The 26,980-nt window shown below is 61.0% G+C and carries 25 protein-coding genes and 1 tRNA gene; 19 read left to right on the forward strand and 7 right to left on the reverse strand.

Translation table 11 applies throughout. The annotated features are described in order from the left end of the window. Positions 1 to 231: 231 nt before the first annotated feature. The 4 genes from scpB to HRH33_RS21295 form a co-directional block, all read right to left on the reverse strand. Positions 232 to 1,146 (reverse strand): SMC-Scp complex subunit ScpB, encoded by a 915-nt coding sequence (gene scpB / locus HRH33_RS21280; protein ID WP_040269289.1) that lies wholly within the window; start codon positions 1,144 to 1,146, stop codon positions 232 to 234. Between the two features lie 12 nt (positions 1,147 to 1,158). Further along, positions 1,159 to 1,857, reverse strand: a complete 699-nt coding sequence (locus HRH33_RS21285) for a segregation and condensation protein A (RefSeq protein ID WP_164365898.1) — start codon at positions 1,855 to 1,857, stop codon at positions 1,159 to 1,161. 120 nt (positions 1,858 to 1,977) lie between these two features. Then, positions 1,978 to 2,607: an L-threonylcarbamoyladenylate synthase gene (locus HRH33_RS21290; RefSeq protein WP_034100108.1), complete on the reverse strand. Its 630-nt coding sequence runs from the start codon at positions 2,605 to 2,607 to the stop codon at positions 1,978 to 1,980. A gap of 13 nt (positions 2,608 to 2,620) precedes the next feature. Continuing rightward, positions 2,621 to 3,484 (reverse strand): PHP domain-containing protein, encoded by an 864-nt coding sequence (locus HRH33_RS21295; protein WP_034114972.1) that lies wholly within the window; start codon positions 3,482 to 3,484, stop codon positions 2,621 to 2,623. Positions 3,485 to 3,571: 87 nt separating this feature from the next. On the opposite strand from HRH33_RS21295, the gene HRH33_RS21300 reads away from it, so the two are divergent. From HRH33_RS21300 to HRH33_RS21330, 7 genes are all read left to right on the forward strand, one after another. Beyond that, positions 3,572 to 4,168, forward strand: a complete 597-nt coding sequence (locus tag HRH33_RS21300) for a septation protein A (protein ID WP_167416678.1) — start codon at positions 3,572 to 3,574, stop codon at positions 4,166 to 4,168. Position 4,169: 1 nt separating this feature from the next. Further along, the gene (locus HRH33_RS21305) at positions 4,170 to 4,469 is read left to right on the forward strand and encodes a YciI family protein (RefSeq protein WP_034139113.1); all 300 of its coding nucleotides are present in this window, start codon (positions 4,170 to 4,172) and stop codon (positions 4,467 to 4,469) included. Between the two features lie 107 nt (positions 4,470 to 4,576). Further along, entirely contained in the window at positions 4,577 to 4,984 is a 408-nt protein-coding gene (locus HRH33_RS21310) for an SH3 domain-containing protein (RefSeq protein WP_034100116.1), read from the forward strand. A gap of 7 nt (positions 4,985 to 4,991) precedes the next feature. Next, a complete protein-coding gene (locus tag HRH33_RS21315) occupies positions 4,992 to 5,669 on the forward strand; it encodes a response regulator transcription factor (protein ID WP_034139114.1) in 678 nt (225 codons plus the stop codon). Between the two features lie 135 nt (positions 5,670 to 5,804). Beyond that, positions 5,805 to 6,269, forward strand: coding sequence for an LTXXQ domain protein (locus HRH33_RS21320; RefSeq protein WP_040269291.1), 465 nt, complete (start codon positions 5,805 to 5,807; stop codon positions 6,267 to 6,269). A gap of 67 nt (positions 6,270 to 6,336) precedes the next feature. After that, positions 6,337 to 7,683 (forward strand): sensor histidine kinase, encoded by a 1,347-nt coding sequence (locus HRH33_RS21325; RefSeq protein WP_167416677.1) that lies wholly within the window; start codon positions 6,337 to 6,339, stop codon positions 7,681 to 7,683. Between the two features lie 38 nt (positions 7,684 to 7,721). After that, the gene (locus HRH33_RS21330; protein WP_167416676.1) at positions 7,722 to 9,071 is read left to right on the forward strand and encodes a CoA transferase; all 1,350 of its coding nucleotides are present in this window, start codon (positions 7,722 to 7,724) and stop codon (positions 9,069 to 9,071) included. A gap of 51 nt (positions 9,072 to 9,122) precedes the next feature. Here HRH33_RS21330 and arcD (HRH33_RS21335) read toward each other — a convergent pair whose 3' ends face one another. Beyond that, complete coding sequence (gene arcD / locus HRH33_RS21335) at positions 9,123 to 10,550, reverse strand: arginine-ornithine antiporter (protein WP_167416675.1); 1,428 nt, start codon at positions 10,548 to 10,550, stop codon at positions 9,123 to 9,125. Positions 10,551 to 10,996: 446 nt separating this feature from the next. Here arcD (HRH33_RS21335) and arcD (HRH33_RS21340) point away from each other — a divergent pair, with 446 nt between their 5' ends. The 12 genes from arcD (HRH33_RS21340) (at position 10,997) to HRH33_RS21395 (ending at position 25,383) form a co-directional block, all read left to right on the forward strand. Next, positions 10,997 to 12,424: an arginine-ornithine antiporter gene (gene arcD, locus HRH33_RS21340; RefSeq protein ID WP_034100127.1), complete on the forward strand. Its 1,428-nt coding sequence runs from the start codon at positions 10,997 to 10,999 to the stop codon at positions 12,422 to 12,424. A 24-nt stretch (positions 12,425 to 12,448) separates the two neighbouring features. Continuing rightward, the gene (gene arcA / locus HRH33_RS21345) at positions 12,449 to 13,705 is read left to right on the forward strand and encodes an arginine deiminase (protein WP_094065430.1); all 1,257 of its coding nucleotides are present in this window, start codon (positions 12,449 to 12,451) and stop codon (positions 13,703 to 13,705) included. Positions 13,706 to 13,774: 69 nt separating this feature from the next. Beyond that, the gene (locus HRH33_RS21350; protein WP_034100131.1) at positions 13,775 to 14,785 is read left to right on the forward strand and encodes an ornithine carbamoyltransferase; all 1,011 of its coding nucleotides are present in this window, start codon (positions 13,775 to 13,777) and stop codon (positions 14,783 to 14,785) included. An 88-nt stretch (positions 14,786 to 14,873) separates the two neighbouring features. Then, the gene (gene arcC / locus HRH33_RS21355) at positions 14,874 to 15,803 is read left to right on the forward strand and encodes a carbamate kinase (protein ID WP_034100134.1); all 930 of its coding nucleotides are present in this window, start codon (positions 14,874 to 14,876) and stop codon (positions 15,801 to 15,803) included. Between the two features lie 18 nt (positions 15,804 to 15,821). Next, a complete protein-coding gene (locus HRH33_RS21360) occupies positions 15,822 to 16,184 on the forward strand; it encodes a DUF5064 family protein (protein WP_034100136.1) in 363 nt (120 codons plus the stop codon). 186 nt (positions 16,185 to 16,370) lie between these two features. Then, positions 16,371 to 17,879 (forward strand): sigma-54-dependent transcriptional regulator, encoded by a 1,509-nt coding sequence (locus tag HRH33_RS21365; RefSeq protein ID WP_167416674.1) that lies wholly within the window; start codon positions 16,371 to 16,373, stop codon positions 17,877 to 17,879. A 424-nt stretch (positions 17,880 to 18,303) separates the two neighbouring features. Continuing rightward, a complete protein-coding gene (gene gcvH, locus HRH33_RS21370) occupies positions 18,304 to 18,687 on the forward strand; it encodes a glycine cleavage system protein GcvH (protein WP_034139123.1) in 384 nt (127 codons plus the stop codon). Positions 18,688 to 18,697: 10 nt separating this feature from the next. Beyond that, a complete protein-coding gene (gcvP, locus tag HRH33_RS21375; protein WP_167416673.1) occupies positions 18,698 to 21,538 on the forward strand; it encodes an aminomethyl-transferring glycine dehydrogenase in 2,841 nt (946 codons plus the stop codon). Positions 21,539 to 21,653: 115 nt separating this feature from the next. Further along, the gene (locus HRH33_RS21380) at positions 21,654 to 23,030 is read left to right on the forward strand and encodes an L-serine ammonia-lyase (protein ID WP_034100144.1); all 1,377 of its coding nucleotides are present in this window, start codon (positions 21,654 to 21,656) and stop codon (positions 23,028 to 23,030) included. A gap of 40 nt (positions 23,031 to 23,070) precedes the next feature. After that, positions 23,071 to 24,195: a glycine cleavage system aminomethyltransferase GcvT gene (gene gcvT, locus HRH33_RS21385; protein WP_094065437.1), complete on the forward strand. Its 1,125-nt coding sequence runs from the start codon at positions 23,071 to 23,073 to the stop codon at positions 24,193 to 24,195. A gap of 393 nt (positions 24,196 to 24,588) precedes the next feature. Continuing rightward, positions 24,589 to 24,801 (forward strand): cold-shock protein, encoded by a 213-nt coding sequence (locus HRH33_RS21390; protein WP_003365337.1) that lies wholly within the window; start codon positions 24,589 to 24,591, stop codon positions 24,799 to 24,801. Between the two features lie 93 nt (positions 24,802 to 24,894). Continuing rightward, positions 24,895 to 25,383 (forward strand): RDD family protein, encoded by a 489-nt coding sequence (locus tag HRH33_RS21395; RefSeq protein WP_034100149.1) that lies wholly within the window; start codon positions 24,895 to 24,897, stop codon positions 25,381 to 25,383. A gap of 66 nt (positions 25,384 to 25,449) precedes the next feature. Here the strand turns inward: HRH33_RS21395 and nadA are convergent, their stop codons facing one another. Next, entirely contained in the window at positions 25,450 to 26,508 is a 1,059-nt protein-coding gene (gene nadA / locus HRH33_RS21400) for a quinolinate synthase NadA (protein WP_034100151.1), read from the reverse strand. 340 nt (positions 26,509 to 26,848) lie between these two features. Then, positions 26,849 to 26,924: transfer RNA gene (locus tag HRH33_RS21405), tRNA-Lys, on the reverse strand. Positions 26,925 to 26,980 lie beyond the last annotated feature (56 nt).

Consider the following 26,980-nt stretch of genomic DNA (forward strand, 5'->3'; position numbering starts at 1 on the left):
TTGGCCGAATAGCTCGGCAAAGGGTCGCGAATCATACGCGCATGGCGCGCGTTGCGCATCAGAGAGTAGTCGATAAGCGCCAGGTCATTGATTTTTCCGCCGACCGGTGATGCCCAAAGCACCGCTGAATCCTTGTGGAAGGGGCTTGCCCCCGATTGCGGTGTATCAGCCCCAACCTGCTTGACTGAACCACCGCGATCGGGGGCAAGCCCCTTCCTGCATTGGACTGCGTCAGTCTTCGAACTGGCGGCGTTCGTTCTCGATGGCTTCGGCCAGGGCCCGGGCTTCGTCTTCTTCGTCGCTCAGGGGCGGTTGTTCGAGGGCGGCGACGGCGGCCAGGAGTTTTTCGCGGGCTTCGGCCACGCCGAGGATATCGTCCTCAGGTTCAGGTTCGACCTCCACGCTCGCCTGGGCTTCGGGCTCGGCGTCACCATCGCGCAGCAAGTCATCGAAGTCGGTCTTGATGCCCTGCTCCATGTCGTCCAGTTCCAGCAACAAGGTGTGGAAACTGGTCTCGTCCTTCGGCTCCTCCGGCTCGGCGCTGGCGTCCGCCAGTTCCTGCAACCCCGCCGGAACCGGCGCGTCGTCGAAATCGAGTACCGGTTCGGCCTCCATTTCGCGCAATTCGGCGAGCGGCGGCAGGTCATCGAGGTTTTTCAGGTTGAAGTGGTCGAGGAACACTTTGGTGGTGGCGAACATCGCCGGTTTGCCCGGCACGTCGCGGTAGCCGACGATGCGGATCCACTCACGCTCCAGCAGCGTCTTGACGATATGGCTGTTGACCGCCACGCCGCGCACATCCTCGATCTCGCCCCGGGTGATCGGCTGGCGATAGGCAATCAATGCCATGGTCTCCAGCATCGCCCGCGAATAGCGCTGCGGACGTTCTTCCCACAGGCGCCCCACCCAAGGGGAAAATTTCTCACGGATTTGCAAGCGATAACCCGACGCTACTTCGCGCAGTTCAAAGGCACGGCCGTCGCAGGATTTACGCAGGATCTCCAGGGCCTTCTTGAACACCGGCGGCTCGGGACGCTCGGCCTCTTCAAACAGTTCGAACAAGCGCTCCAGGGACTGCGGCTTGCCCGAGGCCAGAAGAAAAGCCTCCAGCAAGGGGGCCAGTTCGCGAGGTTCAGTCAGATTCATGGTGTCAGCTCTTTATTCGGCTCGCGCCCGCACGTGGATAGCCGCAAAAGGCTCATTCTGGACCAGCTCGACCAAGGACTCCTTGACCAGTTCGAGGATCGCCATAAACGTCACCACCACACCCAGGCGCCCTTCTTCGGCGGTGAACAGCTCGACAAACGGCACAAACCCGCCACCCTTGAGGCGCTCCAGCACATCGCTCATGCGCTCGCGGGTGGACAGCGCTTCGCGGCTGACCTGGTGGCTTTCAAACATATCGCCCCGGCGCAGCACCTCGGCCATGGACATCAGCAATTCTTCCAGGCTCACGTCCGGCAGCAACTTGCGCGCGCGGGCCTCGGGGGCGTCGAGCTTGGGCACCACCACATCACGACCGACGCGGCTCAAGCCGTCGATGCCCTCGGCGGCGGCCTTGAAGCGCTCGTACTCCTGCAGGCGTCGGATCAGTTCGGCGCGCGGGTCATCCTCTTCGGCCTCCACCGTCTCCGAGCGCGGCAACAGCATGCGCGATTTGATCTCGGCGAGCATGGCCGCCATCACCAGATACTCGGCGGCCAGCTCCAGACGCACCGACTGCATCAGCTCGACATAGCCCATGTACTGGCGGGTGATTTCCGCCACGGGGATGTCGAGGATATTGATGTTCTGTTTGCGGATCAGGTACAGCAGCAAGTCCAGCGGGCCTTCGAACGCTTCCAGGAACACTTCCAGCGCATCCGGCGGGATGTACAGGTCCAGCGGCATTTCCATGACCGCCTGGCCGTAGACCATGGCGAACGGCAGTTCCTGCTGGGCGCCTGCCTGGGGATCGACGGATTCCACAGCCGACATTCAGGCCTCGGCCATAAAGGGCGCGGGGTCGCCGCAACCGACGCGGATCACTTCCGGCTCGCCATCGGCCAGATTGATCACGGTGGACGCCTTGGCGCCGCCGAAACCGCCGTCGATGATCAGGTCCACCTGTTTTTCCAAGAGCTGACGCATCTCGTACGGATCTTCCAGCGGCTCGGTCTCGCCGGGCATGATCAGCGACACACTCATCAGGGGCTCACCCAGCTCGGCCAACAGCGCCAGGGCAATCGGATGCTCCGGCACGCGCAGGCCGATGGTGCGCTTCTTGGGGTGCAGCAGCAGGCGCGGCACTTCGCGGGTGGCGTTGAGAATAAAGGTGTAAGGCCCCGGCGTGTGGGCCTTGAGCAGGCGGAAGGTGCCGGTATCGACCTTGGCGAACAGCCCCAATTGGGACAGGTCGCTGCAGATCAGCGCAAAGTTGTGTTTGTCGTCCAACTGACGCAAACGTCTGACCCGTTCGACCGCGCCTTTATCGCCGATCTGACAACCGATGGCGTAGGACGAATCGGTGGGGTAGATCACCACGCCGCCGGCGCGAATAATCTCCACGGCCTGTTTAATCAGGCGTGGCTGGGGGTTTTCCGGATGAATCTGGAAGAATTGACTCACGTGCTCTACCTGTTCAGACGGTGGCAATAATGGGGTCATGCTTGAATCGCCCCCACAAGAGCGGCAAATCCTCCGGGACCGGACGATACTCGCCGATCTCGGACCAGCCGCCTGGGCCATGAAAGTCACTGCCGGCACTGACCAGCAGACCAAATTCGCGGGCAAGAATCGCCAGACTGCCAACCTGCTCGGCGGGTTGATGCCCGTTGACCACTTCGATAGCGTGGCCTCCCGCTCCAATATAGTCGCCGATCAGCTTGCGACGTTTGCTGCGGGTGAAATCGTAATGCCAGGGATGCGCCAGGCTGACCCAGGCCCCGGAGGCCCGCAGGGTCTCGACGGTGTCCTCCAGGCTTGGCCAGTGTTGCTTGACGTCACCGAGCTTGCCGGCGCCCAGCCATTTGCGAAAGGCTTCGGCACGGTCCCGCACGAACCCTTGGCGCACCATCCAGTCGGCAAAATGCGGACGGGCCGGCGCGTTGCCGCTGTCGCCCAGTTCCTGCTGGATAGCCCGCGCGCCGTCGAGGGCGTTGGGCATGCCTTTAAGGCCGAGCTTGCGGCTTATTTCTTCGGACCGCAGCCAACGCCCATCGTGCAAATCGGCGATGGCCCGGACCAGCGGCGCGGCATTCTGGTCGAAACCGTAGCCAAGCACATGAATAGTGGCGCCGCCCCAGGTGCAGGACAATTCCACACCGTTGACCAGCTGCATGCCCAGCGCCTGGGCCGCCGCGCGGGCTTCGTCCAGGCCTTCGAGGGTGTCGTGGTCGGTCAACGCCAGGACTCGCACGCCGTGTTCAAACGCTCGCGCAACCAGTGCCGCGGGCGCCAGGGCGCCGTCGGAGGCTGTGCTGTGGCAGTGCAAATCAACATTCACGGGGGGTTGTAACCTCAAGTCAGCTGGCGCTTTCGCTACCAAGGATGTTTGTTATTATGCCGACACATCCAGCTTCTGGCTCTTACTGTGAAACAATTCATCGACTTCATCCCGCTGTTGCTGTTTTTCATCGTTTACAAACTCGACCCCAGGGTCATCGATATCGCCGGCCATGAGCTGACCGTCGGAGGCATCTACAGCGCCACCGCAGTGCTGATCATCAGCTCTATCGTGGTCTATGGCGCCCTCTTCATCTCCCAGCGCAAACTGGAAAAAAGCCAATGGCTGACCCTGGTCGCGTGCCTGGTCTTCGGCAGCCTGACCCTGGCCTTCCACAGCGAAACCTTCCTTAAATGGAAAGCCCCGGTGGTGAACTGGCTGTTCGCCCTGGCGTTCATCGGTAGCCATTTCATCGGTGATCGCCTGTTGATCAAGCGGATCATGGGCCATGCGCTGACTTTGCCGGAGCCGGTCTGGACCCGCTTGAACGTGGCGTGGATCGCGTTTTTCCTGTTCTGCGGCGCTGCCAACCTGTTTGTGGCCTTTACCTTTCAAGAATACTGGGTCGACTTCAAAGTGTTCGGCAGCCTGGGCATGACTGTGTTGTTCCTGATCGGCCAAGGCATCTACCTGTCGCGCCACCTGCATGACACCGACCCCACCACGCCGAAGACCGAGGACTGACATGCTCTACGCCATCATTGCCACCGATGTTGCCCACTCCCTGGATAAGCGCATGTCCGTGCGCCCGGCGCACGTCGAACGCCTCAAGCAGCTGCAGGCCGAAGGCCGCATCGTGCTGGCCGGCCCGCACCCTGCCGTCGAGAGCGATGACCCGGGCGAGGCTGGTTTCACCGGCAGCCTGATCGTCGCCGAATTTCCATCCCTGGCTGACGCCAAAGCCTGGGCCGACGCCGATCCGTACGTGGCAGCAGGCGTCTACGCCAACGTGGTGATCAAACCGTTCAAGCAAGTCCTGCCTTAATCCGCAGGCGTGCCGAACCTATTGCGTTCGGCACACTCCTAATGGCTCATTATTCCCGGTAACCTGCCGACAACCTTCTGAATATTCGTGTGGAATCAGGAGTTCCGATGCGCTTACGTCAGTTGTGTCTGTTGGCAGTGTTAATGATCGGGGCTACGGCCCACGCTGAAGAACCCTCGAACACCGGCAGCTCCACGCCCCTGTCCTTGAGTGCCGGCGCCCAGATCACCGAGTTGCAGCAACGCTTGAAAGACAGCGAACGGCAACGTGAAGAACTGAGCAAGCAACTGCAAAGCGCGGATGCGACCCGCGAGAGCGCCCAATTGAGTCGCCTTCGCCAAGAGAACCAACGCCTGGCCCAGCAACTCAAAGACGCACAGGGCGGCGGCTTGACCCGATGGCTGACTGAGCAACAGCAGTGGTTCGTCACCGGTGGCGCCGTTGCTTTGATTGCCCTGTTGTGTGGGATCTTCGCCAGCGGGGGGCACCGTCGCCGTCGACAATGGCTAAATTGAGTGAGTCATGAGCGAGCTGTTACTGATAGATGATGACCAGGAGCTCTGCGAGCTGCTGACCAGTTGGTTGAGCCAGGAAGGTTTCCAGGTGCGTGCCTGTCACGATGGCCTGAGTGCGCGCAAGGCCTTGGCCGACAGCGCCCCCGCCGCCGTGGTGCTGGACGTGATGCTGCCCGACGGCAGCGGCCTGGAGTTACTCAAGCAGTTACGCACCGACCACCCGGAATTGCCCGTGCTGATGCTCTCGGCGCGCGGCGAACCGCTGGATCGCATCCTCGGCCTGGAGCTGGGCGCTGACGATTACCTGGCCAAACCTTGCGATCCTCGGGAATTGACCGCACGCCTGCGCGCCGTGCTGCGCCGTAGTCACCCGACGGCCGTGTCGACCCAGCTCGAACTGGGCGACCTGTGTTTCAGCCCGGTGCGCGGCGTGGTCAGCATCGATGAACAGGAATTTACCCTTACCGTCTCCGAAAGCCGCCTGCTCGAAGCCCTGCTGCGCCAGCCCGGCGAGCCGTTGGACAAACAGGAACTGGCGCAGATCGCCCTGGGTCGCAAGCTGACCCTATACGACCGTAGCTTGGATATGCACGTCAGCAACCTGCGCAAAAAGATCGGCCCCCACCCCGATGGCCGGCCCCGGATCGTGGCGCTGCGTAGTCGTGGCTATTACTACAGCCTCTGACCTGGCTGCCGGGTTTTGTCAGCGCCGGACAAAACCCTCTTTACCGAAGCTTTACTCACACCTGACCGCCGCTGACCTTGATCTGCGTAACCTACTCACATCCGGACTCACCGGAATAGAGACAGGAGAATCACCATGCGCAAGACCCTTATCGCTTTGATGTTCGCCGCAGCCCTGCCCACCGTCGCCATGGCCATGCCAGAAGGCCCGACCCCAGGCCCAATGGGCGGCCCTGAAGGCCATATGATGGGTGGCCCAGGTCACGGCGAACACGGTCCGCGCGGCAAAGGCGGCCCGTTCAGCCAACTGGACCTGAGCAAAGAACAGCGCGAGCAGATCGGCAAACTGATGGGCGACCAATGGCACGCTCGCAAGGATCTGGTCAAAAAGTACCTGGACAAACTGCCGGCTGCCGAGCAGAAAGCCATGCAGGATGAAATCGCCGCCGGCCGTCAGAAAACCCAGGCGGATATCCGCGCCGTACTTAAGCCGGACCAGCAGAAGAAGTACGACGAGATCGTCAAGAAGCAAGCCGAGCGTCGTGCCGAGTGGCAGCAGTTCCAGGCGTGGAAAGCCCAACAGCCGCAAAAAGCGCAATAATGCGTCCGCGTTAATCCCCCAGCCCAGTGGCCAACGCCACTGGGCTTTTCCTGTTTGAGGGTGTCCTGTGCGTTCATTGTTCTGGCGAATCCTGGCAAGTTTCTGGCTAGCCATCGCCCTGGTTGCCGGCTTGTCGATCCTGCTGGGGCATATGCTCAATCAAGATGCGTGGATTCTGAGTCGCCATCCCGGCCTGAGTAACCTGGCTCAAGAGTGGACCCAACTCTACGAAGCCCAGGGCGAGGACGCGGCTCAAGACTTGCTGCAACAGCGCAAGCGTCAGTACCACATTGACGTCCAAGTGCTGAATGAAAGCGGTGAACCTGTGGTGCGCGGCACCTTCCCACGCCGTGCGGCCGCGTTCGAAGCGCGCCAGAACGACAACAAGGACAGCCACCTGCCCTGGCGCCGACTGACCGCCGAATACACCAGCGAAAAAACCGGCGATACCTACCTGCTGATCTATCGCATCCCCCATCCGGAACTCGATGCCTGGCACCGCAGCAGCCTGGCCTGGCCCTTGAGCGCGCTGGCTATCGCCCTGGTGGTGCTGACGCTGTTCAGCCTGTTCGTCACCTTGTCCATCACCCGCCCGCTCAGCCGCCTGCGCGGCGCAGTGCATGACTTGGGCCAGGCTACCTACCAGCAGAACAGTCTGGCGCGCCTGGCCAATCGGCGTGACGAGTTCGGCGTACTGGCTACCGACTTCAACCGCATGGGCGCCCGCCTGCAAAGCTTGATCGGCAGCCAGCGCCAGTTGCTGCGCGACGTGTCCCACGAACTGCGCTCGCCCCTGGCGCGTCTGCGCATCGCTCTAGCCCTGGCCGAACGCGCCAGCCCCGATGAACGGGAACGACTCTGGCCACGCCTGACCCGCGAATGCGACCGTCTGGAGGCGCTGATCAGCGAGATCTTGGTACTGGCCCGCGTTGACGCCGACAACGCCAGCGCTGAGGAGGTGGACCTCAACCCCTTGCTCAAAACCTTGCAAAAAGATGCACAACTCAGCGCGCCGGACCAAGTGGTGAACCTGAAGGCCGACACCGACCTGCACCTCAAGGGCTGGCCGACCATGATCGAACGGGCGGTGGATAACCTGTTGCGCAATGCCCAGCGCTTCAACCCAACGGACCAGCCCATCGAGTTGCAAGCCCAACGTCAGGGTGAACGCATTGTGATCAGCGTGCGCGACCACGGCCCCGGCGTCGATGCCGAACACTTGAACCAACTGGGCGAGCCGTTTTACCGCGCGCCGGGCCAGACCGCCCAAGGTCACGGCCTGGGCCTGGCGATTGCGCGGCGCGCAGCGGAACGCCACGGCGGCAGCCTAAGCCTGGCCAACCATCCAAGTGGCGGCTTTATCGCCAGCCTCGATCTGCCGCTGCAACCCGGGGTTGTCACACCCGGCGGCTGATCTTCTATAGTGGCCCTTCTCAAAAAGGAGGGCCTTTGATGACTGATCTGCTGACTCCCATCCAAGCCGCGCTCGATCTGCCGCAAACACCGCTGCCCCTGACGGGTGCCGGCGCCCTGCCCTCGGCCTTTGCCGTGACCGATCTGGCCTGCGCCAGCATCGGCGCCGCCGGCCAGGCCGTGGCTGAGCTGATCCGGCAACAGACCGAACGTTTGCCCGCCGTCAGCGTGGACCGACGTTTGGCGTCCTGGTGGTTCTCCTCCTCGATCCGCCCGCTGGGCTGGCAAGTGCCGCCGCTGTGGGACCCGGTGGCCGGCGACTACGCCAGCGCCGACGGTTGGATTCGCCTGCACACCAACGCCCCCCATCACCGCGCCGCCGCCGAGCAGGTGCTGGGTAAAGTCCGTGATCGCACCGAGATGGCCAACAAAGTCGCGGCGTGGAAGGCCGCCGACCTGGAACAGGCGGTTGTGGAAGCCGGCGGTTGTGCCGCGCAGATGCGTGCTTGGCCGGCCTGGCAGCAACATCCCCAAGGCCTGGCAGTGAATGCCGAGGCCCTCGTGCAGCGCCAGACCTTCACAACCACCGTCAACAAACCCTGGACTGGCTCGGTGGCACGGCCACTGGCCGGGCTCAGGGTGCTGGACCTGACTCGCGTGCTGGCTGGCCCCGTGGCCAGTCGTTTTCTGGCCGGGCTGGGCGCGGATGTGCTGCGCATCGACTCGCCGACCTGGGACGAGCCAGGGGTGGTGCCGGAAATGACCCTGGGCAAACGCTGCGCGCGGCTGGATTTGAAAACCCAGGAAGGCCGGCAGCGGTTCGAAGCCTTGCTCAAGGACGCCGACCTTCTGTTCCACGGTTATCGCGCCGACGCCCTTGAACACTTGGGCTATAACGCCGAGGGCTTGCAACGCATCGCCCCCGGTCTGATCGAGGTCAGCCTCAATGCCTACGGCTGGAGCGGCCCATGGCGCAACCGCAGAGGGTTCGACAGCCTGGTGCAAATGAGCAGCGGCATCGCCGAGGCGGGCATGGCCTGGCAGCAGGCCGACAAACCGGTGCCGCTTCCCTTGCAGGCGCTGGACCATGCCACCGGTTACCTGATGGCCGCCAGCGCGCTACAAGCCTTGAGCGAACGCTTGAAGTCGGGCCGGGGTGGATCGGCGCGCTTGTCCCTGGCGCGCACGGCGAAACTGTTGGTAGACGCCGGGCAGGCGCCGCAACAACCGGCGCTGAGGCCCGAGGAGCCTGACGATCAAGGGCTGCTGGTTGAACAAACCGCCTGGGGCCCGGCGCATCGGCTGCTGCCCCCCGTCAGTATCAACGGCACACCGTTGCAGTGGGATCTGCCGGCCGGAGAACTGGGCTCACATCGGCCACAGTGGTGATCGACTGCCCTTGTCGAGATGCCGATAAGGGCTGCGCCGCGCTGCTCACTGTCACAACGACAGTACCCCGCTGTATAACCCATAGGCTGCCAGCCCCGCGCCGGCAATCACGCAGCTGAAAATGCCTTTTTCCACATGGGTGAACAACGGCAGGCCCTGTTCGCGCTTGGCCAGGGCGAACAGGATCACACCCGGCGCATACAGCAGCGCCGACAATAGCAAGTACTTCAACCCGCCGGCATACAGCAGCCACACCGCGTAGCCAAGGGCGACCAGGCCGATAAGCAAGTCTTTGAGACGCTGGCGGTGGGCGCCTTCGTAGGTCTCGCCGCGCCCGCTCAACAACACCGCATACGCCGCCGACCATAGGTAAGGCACCAGAATCATTGAAGACGCCAAGTAGATCAGCTTGGTGTAGGTACTGTGGGAAAACAGGGTGATCACCAGGAACGCCTGGATCATCAGATTGGTCAGCCACAGCGCGTTGACCGGCACCTGGTTGGCGTTTTCCTTTTTGAGGAAGGCCGGCATGGTCTTGTCATGGGCGGTGGCGTAGAGAATTTCCGCGCACAACAAGGCCCACGACAGCAACGCACCGAGCAGCGACACCGCCAGCCCGACGCTGATCAACAGCGCCCCCCACGGCCCGACGATACGCTCCAGTACGCCGGCCAGCGACGGGTTTTGCAGCCCCGCCAACTCTGGCCGGCTCATGACCCCCAAGGACAACACATTCACCAGCACCAGCAACGCCAACACGCCGAGAAAGCCGATCACCGTGGCCCGGCCGACGTCAGAGCGCTTCTCGGCCCGCGCTGAATACACGCTGGCGCCTTCGATGCCGATAAACACAAACACGGTGACCAGCATCATGTTGCGCACCTGCTCCACCACCCCGCCGATCTGCGGGTTGCCCAGGCCCCAGATATCCCGGGTGAACACGTCGGCCTTGAATGCCACGGCGGCAATCACGATAAACATCAGCAGCGGTACGATTTTCGCGACGGTGGTGACCTGGTTGATAAACGCCGCCTCCTTGATCCCGCGCAGCACCAGAAAATGCACAGCCCACAGCAACAACGAGGCACAGCCGATGGCCACCGGGGTATTGCCCTGGCCAAAGGCCGGGAAGAAATAACCGAGGGTGCTGAACAGCAGCACGAAGTAACCGACGTTGCCCAGCCACGCACTGATCCAGTAACCCCAGGCCGACGAAAAGCCCATGTAGTCGCCGAAGCCGGCCTTGGCGTAGGCATACACCCCGGAATCCAACTCGGGTTTGCGGTTGGCCAGGGTCTGGAATACGAAAGCCAGAGTCAGCATGCCTACGGCAGTGATCGCCCAACCGATCAATACGGCGCCGACTTCGGCGCGTGCGGCCATGTTCTGGGGCAACGAGAAAATCCCCCCACCGATCATAGACCCCACCACCAAAGCGATCAGGCCACTGAGGCGAAGTTTCTGGGTTGTTTGAGACATGAGTACTCCTGACTGAAACCACTTGAGCCAACAACTGTGCACTCAACTTACTTAATCGCTCGAGTGTAGCGCTTATTACCGAGTGTCATTTAACCGCGATGCTCATAACGCAAAGGCATGACAGTTAATAGAGTTTAGGCTTATTTAGAATTTAAATACGACTGGCCACACCAGATATTGCTCGCTAGTTCGCAGGCGGCTCTGAAAAAGTTTGCACATTCAGGAATCCCGTCTAGCTTCAAACGTTCATACATTGCAACAAATGATTAATCACATCGTACAAAGCGCTCTAGAAAGCGCTTTTGCGGGGCAAACCAAGGTTTATCGGTTTGCCTTTAAGTCATTAATTCACAATGGAATGTGCCAATGAAGTGATCTGAGTCAGCTGTTTGATTAGCACACGGAATTATTCTGTGGTCTCTCTTCTCCTGCATTGGAGTTATGCAATGTCTGAATCTCCCGGAAAACTTCGATTAGGCGCTCTGGTTGCACTTGTCGTCGGCTCGATGATCGGCGGCGGCATTTTCTCACTACCGCAAAACATGGCCGCCAGCGCCGATGTCGGTGCGGTATTGATCGGTTGGGTCATTACGGCCATCGGCATGCTGACCCTCGCGTTCGTGTTCCAGACCCTGGCCAACCGCAAGCCCGACCTCGACGGCGGTGTGTACGCCTACGCCAAGGCCGGTTTCGGCGACTACATGGGTTTCTCCTCAGCCTGGGGTTATTGGATCAGTGCCTGGCTGGGCAACGTCGGTTACTTCGTGCTGCTGTTCAGCACCCTCGGTTACTTCTTTCCAATCTTTGGCGAAGGCAACACCCCGGCTGCGGTAATCGGCGCCTCGGTGCTGTTGTGGGCCGTGCACTTTCTGGTGCTGCGCGGGATCAAGGAAGCGGCGTTCATCAACCTGGTGACCACCGTCGCCAAAGTGGTGCCGCTGGTGCTGTTCGTGCTGATCGCCCTGTTCGCGTTCAAGCTGGACATCTTCACCGCTGACATCTGGGGCGTGAAAAACCCGGACCTGGGCAGCGTGATGAACCAAGTGCGCAATATGATGCTGGTCACCGTATGGGTGTTCATCGGCATCGAAGGCGCAAGCATCTTCTCGGCCCGTGCGGAAAAACGCACCGATGTGGGCAAGGCCACAGTGATCGGGTTTATCACCGTGCTGCTGTTCCTGATGCTGGTCAACGTGTTGTCCCTGGGCATCATGACCCAACCGGAACTGGCCAAGTTGCAGAACCCATCGATGGCTGCCGTGCTGGAGCACGTGGTGGGCCACTGGGGCGCGGTGTTGATCAGTGTCGGCTTGATCATCTCGCTGTTGGGGGCCTTGCTGTCGTGGGTGCTGCTGTGTGCGGAGATCATGTTCGCCGCCGCCAAGGACCACACCATGCCGGAGTTCCTGCGCAAGGAAAACGCCAACCACGTACCGGCCAACGCCCTGTGGCTGACCAACGCGATGGTGCAACTGTTCTTGATCATCACTTTGTTCTCGGCCAGTACTTACCTGTCGCTGATCTACCTCGCCACCTCGATGATTCTGGTGCCCTACCTGTGGTCGGCCGCTTATGCCCTGCTGCTGGCGGTGCGCGGCGAAACTTACGAAAACGCCCTGGCCGAGCGCAAGAAAGACCTGTTTATCGGTGCCATCGCGCTGATCTACGCGATCTGGCTGCTCTACGCCGGCGGTACCAAATACCTGCTGCTGTCCGCCCTGCTCTATGCACCCGGCGCGATTCTGTTCGCCAAAGCCAAGCATGAACTGGGCAAACCGATTTTCACCAACGTCGAGAAGCTGATTTTCGCCGCGGTAGTCATTGGCGCCCTGGTGGCGGCCTATGGACTCTACGACGGCTTCCTGACCTTGTAATTGTTGTTCATTGGAGGATCTGAAATGACCACGGAAAAAGTGAAGTACGGCGTCCACTCCGAAGCCGGCAAACTGCGCAAAGTCATGGTGTGCTCCCCAGGTTTGGCCCACCAGCGGCTGACCCCCAACAACTGCGATGAACTGCTGTTCGATGACGTGCTGTGGGTGGCCCAGGCCAAGCGCGACCATTTCGATTTCGTCACCAAGATGCGCGAGCGGGACATTGATGTGCTGGAAATGCACAACCTGCTGACCGATATCGTCGCGATGCCCGAAGCGCTGGACTGGATCCTGGCGCGCAAAATCACCGCCAACACGGTGGGCCTGGGCCTGGTCGAAGAGGTCAATTCCTGGCTGCGCAGCCTGGAGCCGCGCAAGATCGCCGAATTCCTGATCGGCGGCGTGTCCGCCGATGACCTGCCAAGCAGCTTCGGCGGCCGAACCATCGAGATGTTCCGCGACTTCCTCGGCCATTCCAGCTTCATTCTGCCGCCGTTGCCCAACACCCAGTTCACCCGCGACACCACTTGCTGGATCTACGGCGGCGTGACGCTCAACCCGATGTACTGGCCGGCGCGACGCCAGGAAACCTTGCTGACCAGCGCCATCTACAAATTCCATCCCGAGTTCACCAACGCCGACTTCCAGATCTGGTACGGCGACCCCGACCAGGAACACGGCGCCGCCACGTTGGAAGGCGGTGACGTGATGCCAATCGGCAATGGCGTGGTGTTGATCGGCATGGGCGAGCGTTCGTCCCACCAGGCCATCGGCCAACTGGCGCGCAACCTGTTCAAAAACAAAGCGGTGGAACGAGTGATCGTGGCCGGCCTGCCGAAGTCCCGCGCCGCAATGCACCTGGACACCGTATTCAGCTTCTGCGACCGCGACCTGGTCACCATTTTCCCCGAAGTGGTCAGCCAGATCGTGCCGTTCACCCTGCGCCCCGACGAGAGCAAGCCCCACGGCATCGATATCCAACGGGAAACAACCAACTTCGTCGACACCGTGGCCGCGGCGCTCAACCTCAAGGCCCTGCGCGTGGTCGAGACCGGCGGTAACAGCTTCGCCGCCGAGCGCGAGCAGTGGGACGACGGCAACAACGTGGTGGCCGTGGAGCCGGGCGTGGTGATCGGCTACGACCGCAATACCTACACCAACACCCTGCTGCGCAAGGCCGGCGTGGAAGTCATCACCATCAGCGCCGGTGAACTGGGCCGCGGCCGTGGCGGCGGCCACTGCATGACCTGCCCGATCATCCGCGACCCAATCGACTACTAATTTTCAAGCCATGGCCGCCGCTCATAAGGCGTCGGCCATGGGGATAACCTAAACAGAAGGAGATCCATCATGGCTTTCAATATGCGCAACCGCAGCCTGCTGTCGCTGATGCACCACACCACCCGTGAGCTGCATTACTTGCTGGACCTGTCCCGCGACCTCAAGCGCGCCAAGTACACCGGCACCGAGCGTCCGCACCTGCAAGGCAAGAACATTGCGCTGATTTTCGAAAAAACCTCCACCCGTACCCGCTGTGCGTTCGAAGTGGCGGCCCATGACCAGGGCGCCCACGTCACCTACATCGACCCGGTCTCGTCGCAGATCGGCCACAAAGAAAGCATGAAAGACACCGCGCGCGTGCTCGGCCGCATGTTCGACGCCATTGAATACCGTGGCTTCGAACAGGAAATCGTCGAAGAGCTGGCCAAGTTCGCTGGCGTGCCGGTATTCAACGGCCTTACCGCCGAGTTCCACCCTACCCAGATGATCGCCGACACCCTGACCATGCGCGAACACAGCGACAAACCGCTGCATGACATCAGCTATGCCTACCTGGGCGACGCGCGTTACAACATGGGCAACTCGTTGCTAATGATCGGCGCCAAGCTCGGCATGGATGTGCGCATCGGCGCACCGAAGGCCTTGTGGCCGCATGAAGATTTCATCAAGCAGTGCCAGGCTTTCGCTGAAGAAAGTGGCGCTCGCATCACCATCACCGAAGACCCCAAAGAAGCCGTGAAGGGCGTGGACTTCATCCACACCGATATCTGGGTATCCATGGGCGAACCGGTGGAGGCTTGGGATGAGCGCATCGAGCAACTGCTGCCGTACCAGGTCAACGCCCAGATGATGAAAGCCTCGGGCAACCCTCGGGTGAAATTCATGCACTGCCTGCCGGCGTTCCACAACAGCGAAACCAAGGTCGGCAAAGATATCGCCGCGCGCTACCCGAACCTGGCCAATGGTGTGGAGGTGACCGAAGAGGTGTTCGAGTCGCCGGCCAACATCGCCTTTGAGCAGGCGGAAAACCGCATGCACACCATCAAGGCGATTCTGGTATCGGCGCTGGCGGATATCTAAAGGCTACACGGGTTAAGTGTGGAGGGGCTTGTCCCCTCCCACATTTGGTCCTGTGTTCGCATCATCGAACTCTAGAAGGACATTCTTTATGCGCATCGTCGTAGCCCTGGGCGGCAACGCCCTGCTCCGCCGTGGTGAACCCATGACCGCGGACAACCAACGCGCCAACATCCGCATCGCCACCGAACAGATCGCCAAGATCCACCCTGGCAACGAACTGGTAATCGCCCACGGCAATGGTCCGCAGGTCGGCCTGTTGTCATTGCAGGCGGCGGCCTACACCAGCGTCTCGCCCTACCCGCTGGACGTGCTGGGCGCCGAGACCGAAGGCATGATCGGCTACATCATCGAACAGGAACTAGGCAACCTGCTGGACTTTGAAGTGCCGTTCGCCACCTTGCTCACCCAAGTGGAAGTGGACGCCAACGACCCGGCGTTCAAGCACCCCACCAAGCCCATCGGCCCGGTGTACTCCAAGGACGAAGCGGAAAAACTCGCCGCTGAAAAAGGCTGGGCGATTGCACCGGACGGCGATAAATACCGCCGCGTAGTCGCCAGCCCACGGCCCAAACGCATCTTTGAAATTCGCCCGATCAAGTGGTTGTTGGAAAAAAGCGCCATCGTGATCTGCGCCGGCGGCGGCGGCATCCCAACGATGTATGGTGAAGACGGCAAGCTCAAGGGCATTGAAGCCGTGATCGACAAAGACCTGTGCTCGTCGCTGCTGGCCTCGCAACTGGACGCCGACTTGTTGGTGATCGCCACCGACGTCAACGCCGCCTTCATCGACTATGGCAAACCCACGCAAAAGGCCATCGGCCAGGCCCATCCCGACGACATGGAAAAACTCGGCTTCGCCGCCGGCTCCATGGGGCCCAAGGTTCAGGCCGCCTGCGAGTTCGCCCGCCGCACTGGCAAAACCGCGGTGATCGGTTCACTCTCGGACATCGAAGCGATCGTCCAGGGCACCGCCGGCACACGCATCAGCACGGCAACACCTGGCATCACCTATCTGTGAAGTAGAGGAGATTCGCCTATGGCCACCTTTGAATCCGGTCACTTGCATATCGAGCGACATGCGCTGAACAAGGACGACTACAGCTACAACCTCTGTATCGACTATCAGGTTGAGCAGGACCCGAAGGAAGGCAAGGGCATGCAGTTCACGATCCATGGCTCGGTACAGGGCAATGAACTCAAGGAGACGTTTTTCCTGCCCAAGGACCAGGCATTCGACTTTGCCCGTCATGCGATGAATATCGCGCAGAAATACGGCATGCCCAAGGTCGCGGTATTGAACGGCTCGATGCACAAACAGTACGACCTGATGTTCGAGGATGTGCGGCACCAGCTGGATGTGAAATCGGGCGATCCGGTCAAACCCGAACACCTGGCATAATCCGTTCACACTGACACACTACCGTTAAAACTGTGGGAGGGGGCTTGCCCCCGATAGCGACGAATCAGCCACCGATACCTTGGCTGACACGTCGTGATCGGGGGCAAGCCCCCTCTCACAGTTTGATCTCTATCGCCTGCAAGGCATACTTGGCACCCTCCGCATTCCAGAACCCAACGCCATCCCATGCGTATCCACGTCAGCTTCATCGACCGCGTCGGCATCACCCAGGAAGTCCTGGCCCTGCTGGGTGGGCGCAATCTGAATCTGGATGCGGTGGAGATGGTGCCGCCCAACGTCTATATCGATGCACCGACGTTGAGCGCCGAAGTGCTGGAAGAACTGCGCGACGCCCTGTTCAGCGTGCACGGCGTGCAGGCGGTGACCGTGGTGGACATCCTCCCTGGCCAACGCCGTCACCTGCAATTGGATGCCCTGTTGGCCGCCATGACCGCCCCGGTGCTGGCCGTGGACAGTGCGGGCAAGATCCTGCTGGCCAATCCGGCGTTGATCACGCTGTACGGCCGCGAACCGGCCGGCGAAAGCATCAGCGCGCTATTCAATGACCCGGCCTTGCTGGAAACCCTGCTGGAACAGGGCTTTCGCCTGCCGCTGCGCGAGATCAGCGTGAACGGCCAGACCTGGTTGCTCGACGCCACGCCGATCACCGATGCCGGCGCTCTGCTCACTCTCTACCAACCCAACCGTATCGGCGAACAGCTGTCGGCCCTGCATCACGACCATGCAGAGGGCTTCGATGCGCTGCTTGGCGAGTCCCCGGTGATCCGCACTCTCAAGGCCCGCGCGCAAAGGGTGGCGGCGCTGGATGCACCATTGCTGATCCAGGGTGAAACCGGCACCGGCAAAGAGCTGGTGGCCCGCGCCTGCCACGCCATCAGCGCACGCGCCAGTGCACCGTTCCTGGCCTTGAACTGCGCGGCGCTGCCGGAAAACCTCGCCGAGAGCGAGCTGTTCGGTTACGCACCGGGTGCCTTTACCGGCGCCCAACGCGGCGGCAAACCGGGCCTGATGGAACTGGCCAACCAGGGCACGGTGTTCCTGGATGAAATCGGCGAAATGTCGCCGTATCTGCAGGCCAAACTGCTGCGTTTTCTCAATGACGGCAGCTTCCGCCGGGTCGGCGGCGACCGTGAGGTGAAGGTCAACGTGCGCATCCTCAGCGCCACCCACCGCGACTTGGAAAAAATGGTCAGCGAAGGCACCTTCCGCGAAGACCTGTTTTACCGCCTCAATGTGCTCAACGTGGAAGTGCCGCCCCTGCGCGCGCGCGGCCAGGACATCCTGCTGCTGGCGCGCTACTTCATGCAGCAGGCCTGCGCGCAGATCCAGCGCCCGGTGTGCCGCCTGGCGCCAGGCACCTACCCGGCGCTGCTGGGCAACCGCTGGCCGGGCAACGTACGCCAATTGCAGAACGTGATCTTTCGTGCCGCAGCCATTTGCGAAAGCAGCCTGGTGGACATCGGCGACCTGGACATCGCCGGCACCTCGGTGGCGCGCCAGAGCGACGTGGAAATCGACAGCCTGGAACAGGCCGTGGAAGACTTCGAGCGCGATCTGCTGGAAAAGCTCTACACCAGCTACCCCTCAACCCGCCAACTGGCCAGCCGTCTGCACACCTCGCACACGGCCATCGCCCATCGATTGCGTAAGTACGGTATTCCCAACAAGCCCTGAACAGGTGGATGGGATTCGGCTGTGAAACACAGACATTGTGGGAGGGGGCTTGCCCCCGATGGCGGTGGGCCAGTCACAGGTTAGTTGGCTGATCGGTAGTCATCGGGGGCAAGCCCCCTCCCACATTGAATGCACTGCCAAGGTTTGGTCTGAGAACGACATCCGCTGTACTGAAAGCGCTACAGCGTAACGATATCGCTACAACCCTGCTTTTTGCGCGCCATGCAAGGCTTTGATCCACATAGGCTTTTTTTCAAGGGCCTAGCTGTATCGAAATCGCTACACCTCACGCTCACCTCATATCGTCAATTTTTTATAACCCATTGATTTATAAGATCTAAATAACATTGGCCGCGATTTTGCTAAGCAACTGCCACTGTTCCCATTCCGTCCACCAGACGAATTCTGGCCCTGAGGAGTTTGCATGAGCGAGTTGCGTTTTACTGAAGATCACGAATGGCTGCGCGCCGAAGCCGACGGCAGCGTCACCGTGGGCATCACCGCTTTCGCACAGAACGCACTGGGTGATGTGGTTTACGTGCAACTGCCAGAGCTGCAGGCCTATACCAAGGGCGACGAAGCCTCCACCGTGGAATCGGTCAAAGCCGCCAGCGGCGTGTACATGCCGTTGGACGGTGAAGTGCTCGAAGTGAACGACAAGCTCAGCGAAAGCCCGGAGCTGGTCAACGAAGACCCGATGGGCGATGGCTGGTTCTTCCGCTTTAAGCCGGCCGATGCAAATGCAGTGACTACGCTGTTGGATCAGGACGCGTACGACCGCCTGATCAAAGCCAACGCCGAAGCCTGAGGAGCACGCCATGACCGTTAATCTCACCACCGCCAACGAATTCATCGCCCGCCATATCGGCCCGCGCCAGGCAGACGAGCAACACATGCTCGCCAGCCTGGGCTTTGACTCCCTGGAAGCCCTCAGCGCCAGCGTGATCCCGGAAAGCATCAAGGGCACCAGCGTGCTTGGCCTGGAAGACGGCCTGAGCGAAGCCGAGGCGCTGGCGCGAATCAAAGCCATCGCCAGCCAGAACCAACTGTTCAAGACCTACATCGGCCAGGGCTACTACAACTGCCACACGCCGGCACCGATCCTGCGCAACCTCCTGGAAAACCCGGCCTGGTACACCGCCTACACCCCTTACCAGCCGGAGATTTCCCAGGGCCGCCTGGAAGCGCTGTTGAACTTCCAGACCCTGATCAGCGACCTCACCGGCCTGCCGATCGCCAACGCCTCCCTGCTCGACGAAGCCACCGCCGCCGCCGAGGCCATGACCTTCTGCAAACGCCTGAGCAAGAACAAAGGCAGCAATGCCTTCTTCGCCTCGATCCACAGCCACCCGCAGACCCTCGACGTGTTGCGCACCCGTGCCGAGCCATTGGGCATCGATGTGGTGGTGGGCGATGAGCGCGAACTGGGTGACTTCAGCCCATTCTTCGGCGCCCTGCTGCAATACCCGGCCAGCAATGGCGATGTGTTCGACTACCGCGAACTCACCGAGCGCTTCCATGCCGCCAACGCCTTGGTGGCCGTGGCCGCCGACCTGCTGGCCCTGACCCTGCTGACCCCACCGGGTGAATTCGGCGCCGACGTGGCCATCGGCAGCGCACAACGCTTCGGCGTGCCGCTGGGCTTCGGTGGCCCGCATGCGGCCTATTTCTCCACCAAGGATGCGTTCAAGCGCGATATGCCAGGCCGTCTGGTGGGCGTGTCTGTTGACCGTTTCGGCAAGCCGGCCCTGCGTTTGGCCATGCAGACCCGCGAGCAGCACATCCGCCGCGAGAAAGCCACGTCCAACATCTGCACCGCCCAAGTGCTGCTGGCCAACATCGCCAGCATGTACGCGGTGTATCACGGCCCCAAAGGCCTGACGCAGATCGCCCAACGCATTCACCAGTTGACCGCCATCCTCGCCAAAGGCCTGAGCGCGCTGGGTGTGAAGGTCGAGCAAACGCAGTTCTTCGATACCCTGACCCTCAACACCGGCGCCGCCACCGCTGCCCTGCACGACAAGGCCCGCGCCCAGCGCATCAACCTGCGCGTGGTCGACGCTGAGCGGGTTGGTCTGTCGGTCGATGAAACCACTACCCAGGCCGATATCCAGGCCCTGTGGGCGATCTTCGCCGACGGCAAGGCCCTGCCCGCTTTCGACGCCCAAGCCGACAGCTGCCTGCCGGCGGCGCTGCTGCGTCAATCGCCGATCCTCAGCCACCCGGTGTTCAACCGTTACCACTCCGAAACCGAGCTGATGCGCTACCTGCGCAAACTGGCCGACAAGGACCTGGCGCTGGACCGCACCATGATTCCGTTGGGCTCGTGCACCATGAAGCTTAACGCCGCCAGCGAAATGATCCCGGTGACCTGGGCCGAGTTCGGCGCCCTGCACCCGTTCGCCCCAACCGAACAAAGCGCCGGTTACCAGCAACTGACCGCCGACCTGGAAGCCATGCTCTGCGCGGCCACCGGTTATGACGCCATCTCCTTGCAACCGAACGCTGGTTCCCAAGGCGAATACGCCGGCCTGCTGGCGATCCGTGCTTACCACCAGAGCCGTGGCGAAGCCCGTCGCGATATCTGCCTGATCCCCTCGTCCGCCCACGGCACCAACCCAGCCACCGCCAACATGGCCGGCATGCGCGTGGTCGTCACCGCCTGCGACGCCCGTGGCAACGTGGACATCGAAGACCTGCGCGCCAAAGCGATCGAGCACCGCGAGCACCTGGCCGCGCTGATGATCACCTACCCGTCCACCCACGGCGTGTTCGAAGAAGGCATCCGCGAAATCTGCGGGATCATCCACGACAACGGCGGCCAGGTGTACATCGACGGCGCCAACATGAACGCCATGGTGGGCCTGTGCGCGCCGGGCAAGTTCGGCGGCGACGTGTCCCACCTGAACCTGCACAAGACCTTCTGCATCCCCCACGGCGGTGGCGGCCCAGGTGTTGGCCCGATTGGCGTCAAATCGCACCTCACGCCTTTCCTGCCGGGCCATGCGGCCATGGAGCGCAAGGAAGGCGCGGTGTGCGCGGCGCCATTCGGCAGCGCGAGCATCCTGCCGATCACTTGGATGTACATCAGCATGATGGGCGGCGCGGGCCTCAAGCGCGCGTCACAACTGGCGATCCTGAACGCCAACTACATTTCCCGTCGCCTCGAAGAGCACTACCCCGTGCTGTACACCGGCAGCAACGGCCTGGTGGCACACGAGTGCATCCTGGACCTGCGCCCGCTCAAGGACAGCAGCGGTATCAGCGTGGATGACGTGGCCAAGCGTCTGATCGACTTCGGCTTCCATGCCCCGACCATGTCGTTCCCGGTGGCGGGTACCCTGATGATCGAACCGACCGAAAGCGAATCCAAGGAAGAACTGGATCGCTTCTGCGACGCGATGATTGCCATCCGCGAAGAAATCCGCGCGGTGGAAAACGGCACCCTGGATAAAGACGACAACCCACTGAAAAACGCCCCGCACACCGCCGCCGAACTGGTGGGTGAGTGGAGCCATCCGTACAGCCGTGAACAGGCGGTGTACCCGGTTGCATCGTTGATCGAAAGCAAGTACTGGCCGCCGGTGGGCCGGGTCGACAACGTGTTTGGCGATCGCAACCTGGTGTGTGCGTGCCCGTCGATCGAGCTTTATGCCTAAAGCAGTTGGAAGCGGCAAGCTACGAGCTGCAAGTTAAAAGCCGAATGGCTCTTTCTTGCCGCTTGTGGCTTGCCGCTTGCCGCTGCTCCTATAACAAGAAACCGGAGAACCACTCATGTCTTTAAGCGTGTTCGACCTGTTCAAGATTGGCATCGGCCCCTCCAGTTCCCATACCGTCGGCCCGATGCGCGCCGCCGCTCGATTCGTCGAGGGGCTCAAGCGTGACGCGCTGTTGAGCGCCACCACTCACGTCAAGGTGGAACTCTATGGCTCCCTCGGCGCCACCGGCAAAGGCCACGGCAGCGACAAAGCCGTGCTGCTGGGCCTGGAAGGCGAACACCCGGACACCGTGAACACCGAAACCGTGGCCACGCGCCTGGCGCAGATGCGCAGCGACGGTCGCTTGAACCTGCTCGGCGAACACAGCATTGCGTTCAACGAGAAAGAACACCTGGCGATGATCCGCAAGCCCCTCGCCTATCATCCCAATGGCATGATCTTCCGCGCCTTCGACGCCGCCGGCCTGCAGATCCGCAGCCGCGAGTACTACTCAGTCGGCGGTGGCTTCGTGGTGGATGAAGGTGCCGCCGGCGCTGACCGGATTGTCGAAGACGCCACGCCCCTGACCTTTCCATTCAAGAGCGCCAAGGACCTGCTTGGGCATTGTGCGACGTACGGATTGTCCATCAGCCAAGTGATGCTGACCAACGAAAGCGCATGGCGTCCAGAGGCGGAAACCCGGGCCGGCCTGCTGAAAATCTGGCAGGTCATGCAGGACTGTGTCGACGCGGGCTGTCGCAACGAAGGCATTTTGCCCGGTGGTTTGAAGGTCAAGCGCCGCGCCGCGGCCCTGCATCGTCAACTGTGCAAAAACCCGGAATCGGCGTTGCGCGATCCCTTGTCGGTGCTTGATTGGGTCAACCTGTACGCCCTGGCGGTCAACGAAGAAAACGCCAACGGCGGGCGCGTGGTCACAGCGCCCACCAACGGTGCGGCCGGGATCATTCCGGCGGTGCTGCATTACTACATGCGCTTTATCCCAGGAGCGAACGAAGACGGCGTGGTGCGTTTTCTGCTCACCGCCGCCGCCATCGGCATTCTTTACAAGGAAAATGCGTCGATCTCCGGCGCCGAGGTGGGCTGTCAAGGTGAGGTCGGCGTGGCTTGCTCCATGGCCGCCGGCGCACTGTGTGAGGTGCTGGGCGGCAGCGTTTCGCAAGTGGAAAACGCCGCCGAGATCGGCATGGAGCACAACCTCGGCCTGACCTGCGACCCCATTGGTGGCCTGGTGCAAGTACCTTGCATCGAGCGCAACGCAATGGGCTCGGTGAAGGCGATCAACGCTGTGCGCATGGCCTTGCGCGGTGATGGGCAGCACTTCGTGTCCCTCGATAAGGTCATCCGCACCATGCGCCAGACCGGCGCCGATATGAAAAGCAAATACAAGGAAACCGCCCGTGGCGGTTTGGCGGTCAACATTATCGAGTGCTGACGCCTAAAGGCGCGCCAGCACGTTTTTTCAGGAGCTGAACATGTCCACCGAAACCCTATTGAAAACCCCGCTGCATGCCCTGCATATCGAGCTGGGCGCACGCATGGTGCCCTTCGCCGGGTACGACATGCCGGTGCAATACCCGCTCGGTGTCATGAAGGAGCATCAGCACACCCGTGATCAGGCCGGGTTGTTCGATGTGTCCCATATGGGTCAGATCCGTTTGAGTGGCGCCAATGCCGCCAAAGCCCTGGAAACCTTGGTGCCGGTCGATATCATCGACCTGCCGGTGGGCATGCAGCGCTACGCGATGTTCACCAACGATCAGGGCGGCATCCTCGATGACCTGATGGTGGCCAATCTAGGTAACGATGAGCTGTTCCTGGTGGTCAATGCGGCCTGCAAGGATCAGGACCTGGCCCACCTGCGCCAACACATCGGTGATCAGTGCACCATCGAGCCGCTGTTCGAAGCGCGCGCCCTGTTGGCGCTGCAAGGCCCGGCAGCGGTGAAGGTGCTGGCGCGCCTGGCGCCGGAAGTGACCAAGATGACCTTTATGCAGTTCGCCGCCGTGCGCCTGCTGGGTGTGGATTGCTATGTCAGCCGCTCCGGCTACACCGGCGAGGACGGCTTTGAAATTTCCGTGCCCGCGGCCAGCGCTGAAAGCCTGGCCCGCAGCCTGCTGGCCGAAACCGAAGTACAACCGATCGGTCTGGGCGCCCGCGATTCCCTGCGTCTGGAAGCCGGCCTGTGCCTGTACGGCCATGACATGAATACGGACACCACGCCTATCGAGGCCAGCCTGCTATGGGCCATTTCCAAGGCACGCCGCGCCGACGGTGCCCGCGCCGGTGGTTTCCCGGGAGCGGACCGGATCTTCACCCAGCAACAGACTGGCGTGAGCCGCAAGCGCGTGGGCTTGCTGCCCCAGGAACGCACGCCAGTACGTGAAGGCGCTGAGATCGTCGACGCACACGGCAGCGTGATTGGCAGCGTCTGCAGCGGCGGCTTCGGCCCAAGCCTGGGCGGCCCACTGGCCATGGGTTACCTTGACAGCGCCTTTACCGCTCTGGATACAGAAGTCTCTGCGTTGGTGCGTGGGAAAAAGGTGCCACTTCGTGTAAGTAAAATGCCATTTGTGCCACAGCGTTACTACCGTGGCTGATTGACTGTTCCTATAAGTAACGCGGTCGCGCCAAGGCGCACTAAACTGTAACGCGACCGCCATAAAACAGTGCATTTACGATAGTTAATATGACTGGCGGCTGCCTATATCAAGTGATTAGGACTATCGAATAAGTCAGTTCCATTATATTCAACGAAGTGTCATCAGCCCGCGCAATGCGGGGCGTCCGGCAGGGCTTGTTTTTATCGTATTAGTTGGCGTAGAGTTTGCCCACTGTGTTTGCATGGGTCGCTTGGAACCTGGACCTGGGCAGTAGCTGAAGTAGTTTTGCTACAACCCGTTCGACGTCTCTTACTTTCCTGCAACCCAGCCCAGTACTCTTTCGCGTGAAAGGGGCTGTCATTAATTTTTTAGCGTCAAGGAAATAAGAAAATGGCTGAACGTCAGAGCGGTACCGTCAAGTGGTTTAACGACGAGAAAGGGTTTGGTTTTATCACTCCAGAAAGCGGTCCGGATCTGTTCGTGCATTTCCGCGCTATTCAGGGCAACGGCTTCAAGAGCCTGAAAGAAGGCCAGAAAGTGACCTTCGTTGCGGTGCAAGGCCAAAAAGGCATGCAGGCTGACGAAGTTCAAGCAGAAGGCTGATTCCTCTGCGACAAAAAGCCCCTGATATGACATCAGGGGCTTTTTTATGGGCGCAATTCCGTAAAATGGCTTTTTCCTTCCGAGAGCCCTGCCATGTCCAAACCCCTGCTGAGCCCCCAAGGCGAATTTCCCGCCGTTGGCCTGGGCCGTCGTTTGGCAGCGATGTTCTATGACTTCCTGTTGTGCACAGCCCTGATGATCGTCACCGCGTTTATCTACAAACTGATCTGGATCGCGTTCGTGGGCGAAGCCAGGATGCGCACGTTGACCGAATCGGGCGCCTTGGATGGCGACCCACTGCTGTCGACGATTCTGTTGTTTGTACTGTTTGGGTTCTTCGCCAAGTTCTGGACCCATTCCGGTCAGACCCTGGGCATGCAGGTGTGGGGCGTACGCGTGCAGAACGCCGACGGCTCGCGGATCAGCCTGTGGCAAGCGTTGCTGCGCTTTGTGGTGTCAATTGCGTCGTGGTTGTGCGTGGGGCTCGGGTTTCTCTGGTCGCTGTTCGACAAGCAGAAACGCAGCTGGCATGACATCTACTCGGATACGCAGTTGGTGCGGATTCCGAAGCAGAAAAAATAACCCCGTGCCTGGTACAGATCGACAGGTGGGAGGGGCGTACCCTCCCACGTTTTTTACCAAGCTCGACTATGCGTTACCGGCCAGCTTCAGGCGCGCAGCCTGAGTAAAATCCAGCATGCGCTTGAGCGGTCTCACAGCCTGTGGGATTACCGACGGTTCGACGAAGATCTCGTTGCTGCCCTCACGCAGGCACTGCAGCGTGCGCTCCAGCGTATTCATGGCCATCCACGGGCAGTGTGCGCAACTGCGACATGCCGCACCGTTGCCGGCCGTAGGCGCTTCTACGAAGACCTTGTCCGGGCATAGCTGCTGCATCTTGTAGAAGATCCCGCGGTCGGTCGCCACGATGAAAGTCTTGTTCGGCAAACGCTGCGCGGCGGCAATCAGTTGACTGGTGGAGCCCACCGCATCGGCCAGCTCGATCACCGACGTGGGAGACTCCGGGTGCACCAGGATGGCTGCATCCGGGTACAGCGCCTTCATATCTTCCAACTGCTTGGACTTGAACTCCTCATGGACGATGCAGGCACCGTCCCACAGCAGCATGTCGGCGCCGGTCTGGCGCTGGATGTAGGTGCCCAGGTGTTTATCCGGGCCCCAGATGATGGTTTCGCCGTTGTCCATCAGACTCTCGACAATTTCCAGCGCACAGCTGGACGTCACCACCCAATCAGCCCGCGCCTTCACCGCAGCCGAGGTATTGGCGTACACCACCACGGTACGCTCGGGATGCTGATCGCAAAACGCCGAAAACTCATCTACCGGGCAGCCCAGGTCCAAAGAGCAGGTCGCTTCAAGCGTAGGCATGAGAATGCGTTTTTCAGGTGTAAGGATCTTGGCCGTCTCCCCCATGAAACGCACGCCGGCAACCAGCACGGTCTTGGCCGGGTGCGCGGCGCCGAAGCGAGCCATTTCCAGGGAGTCGGAGACACAGCCACCGGTCTCTTCGGCCAGGGCCTGAATCACCGGATCGCAGTAGAAGTGGGCAACCAGTACCGCGTCTTGAGCTTTGAGCTCAGCGGCGATGGCGGTACGCAGGCTCGCCTCTTCTTCGGCGCTCAGAGCCTTAGGCTGCTTGGCGTCGAGATGGGCTTGAACCAGTAAGCGTTCGGAAATGTGCGTCATGTTCGCAAGACCTGCAGGCGCAGAAGCGCGAAAGTCGAGTGTACCACCGGCTCTGGAGCCCTTCGGGCACCGCCGGACGAAGTGATTGTGTTCATCAAGCACGGGTGAAACTGAAGCTGGGCAAGGCTACAGAATATCGAATGGATTCAAAAGCCTAATCTGGTATTCGCGGGGGTGCCTGTCGGGTAAAAAATGGGAACCTCCGAGATCATCGCTGTAGAACTGCCCGAGGCGTCTTTTCAAACCTTTCCGACTCCGTCCGCCCCCCAAATCGCAGGCAAAAAAAAACCCGGAAATCCTCACTTACGTGGGCCTTCCGGATTTTCTAAACCGCTAAAAATGGTGGGTCGTGTGGGATTCGAACCTACGACCAATTGGTTAAAAGCCAACTGCTCTACCAACTGAGCTAACGACCCGCTGTGTGGTGGCGCGTATAATACTGATTTCTAAGGACTATTCAACACTTTATTTA

This window comes from Pseudomonas rhodesiae (genome assembly GCF_013285305.1).
In the GTDB taxonomy this organism is placed as follows: domain Bacteria; phylum Pseudomonadota; class Gammaproteobacteria; order Pseudomonadales; family Pseudomonadaceae; genus Aquipseudomonas; species Aquipseudomonas rhodesiae.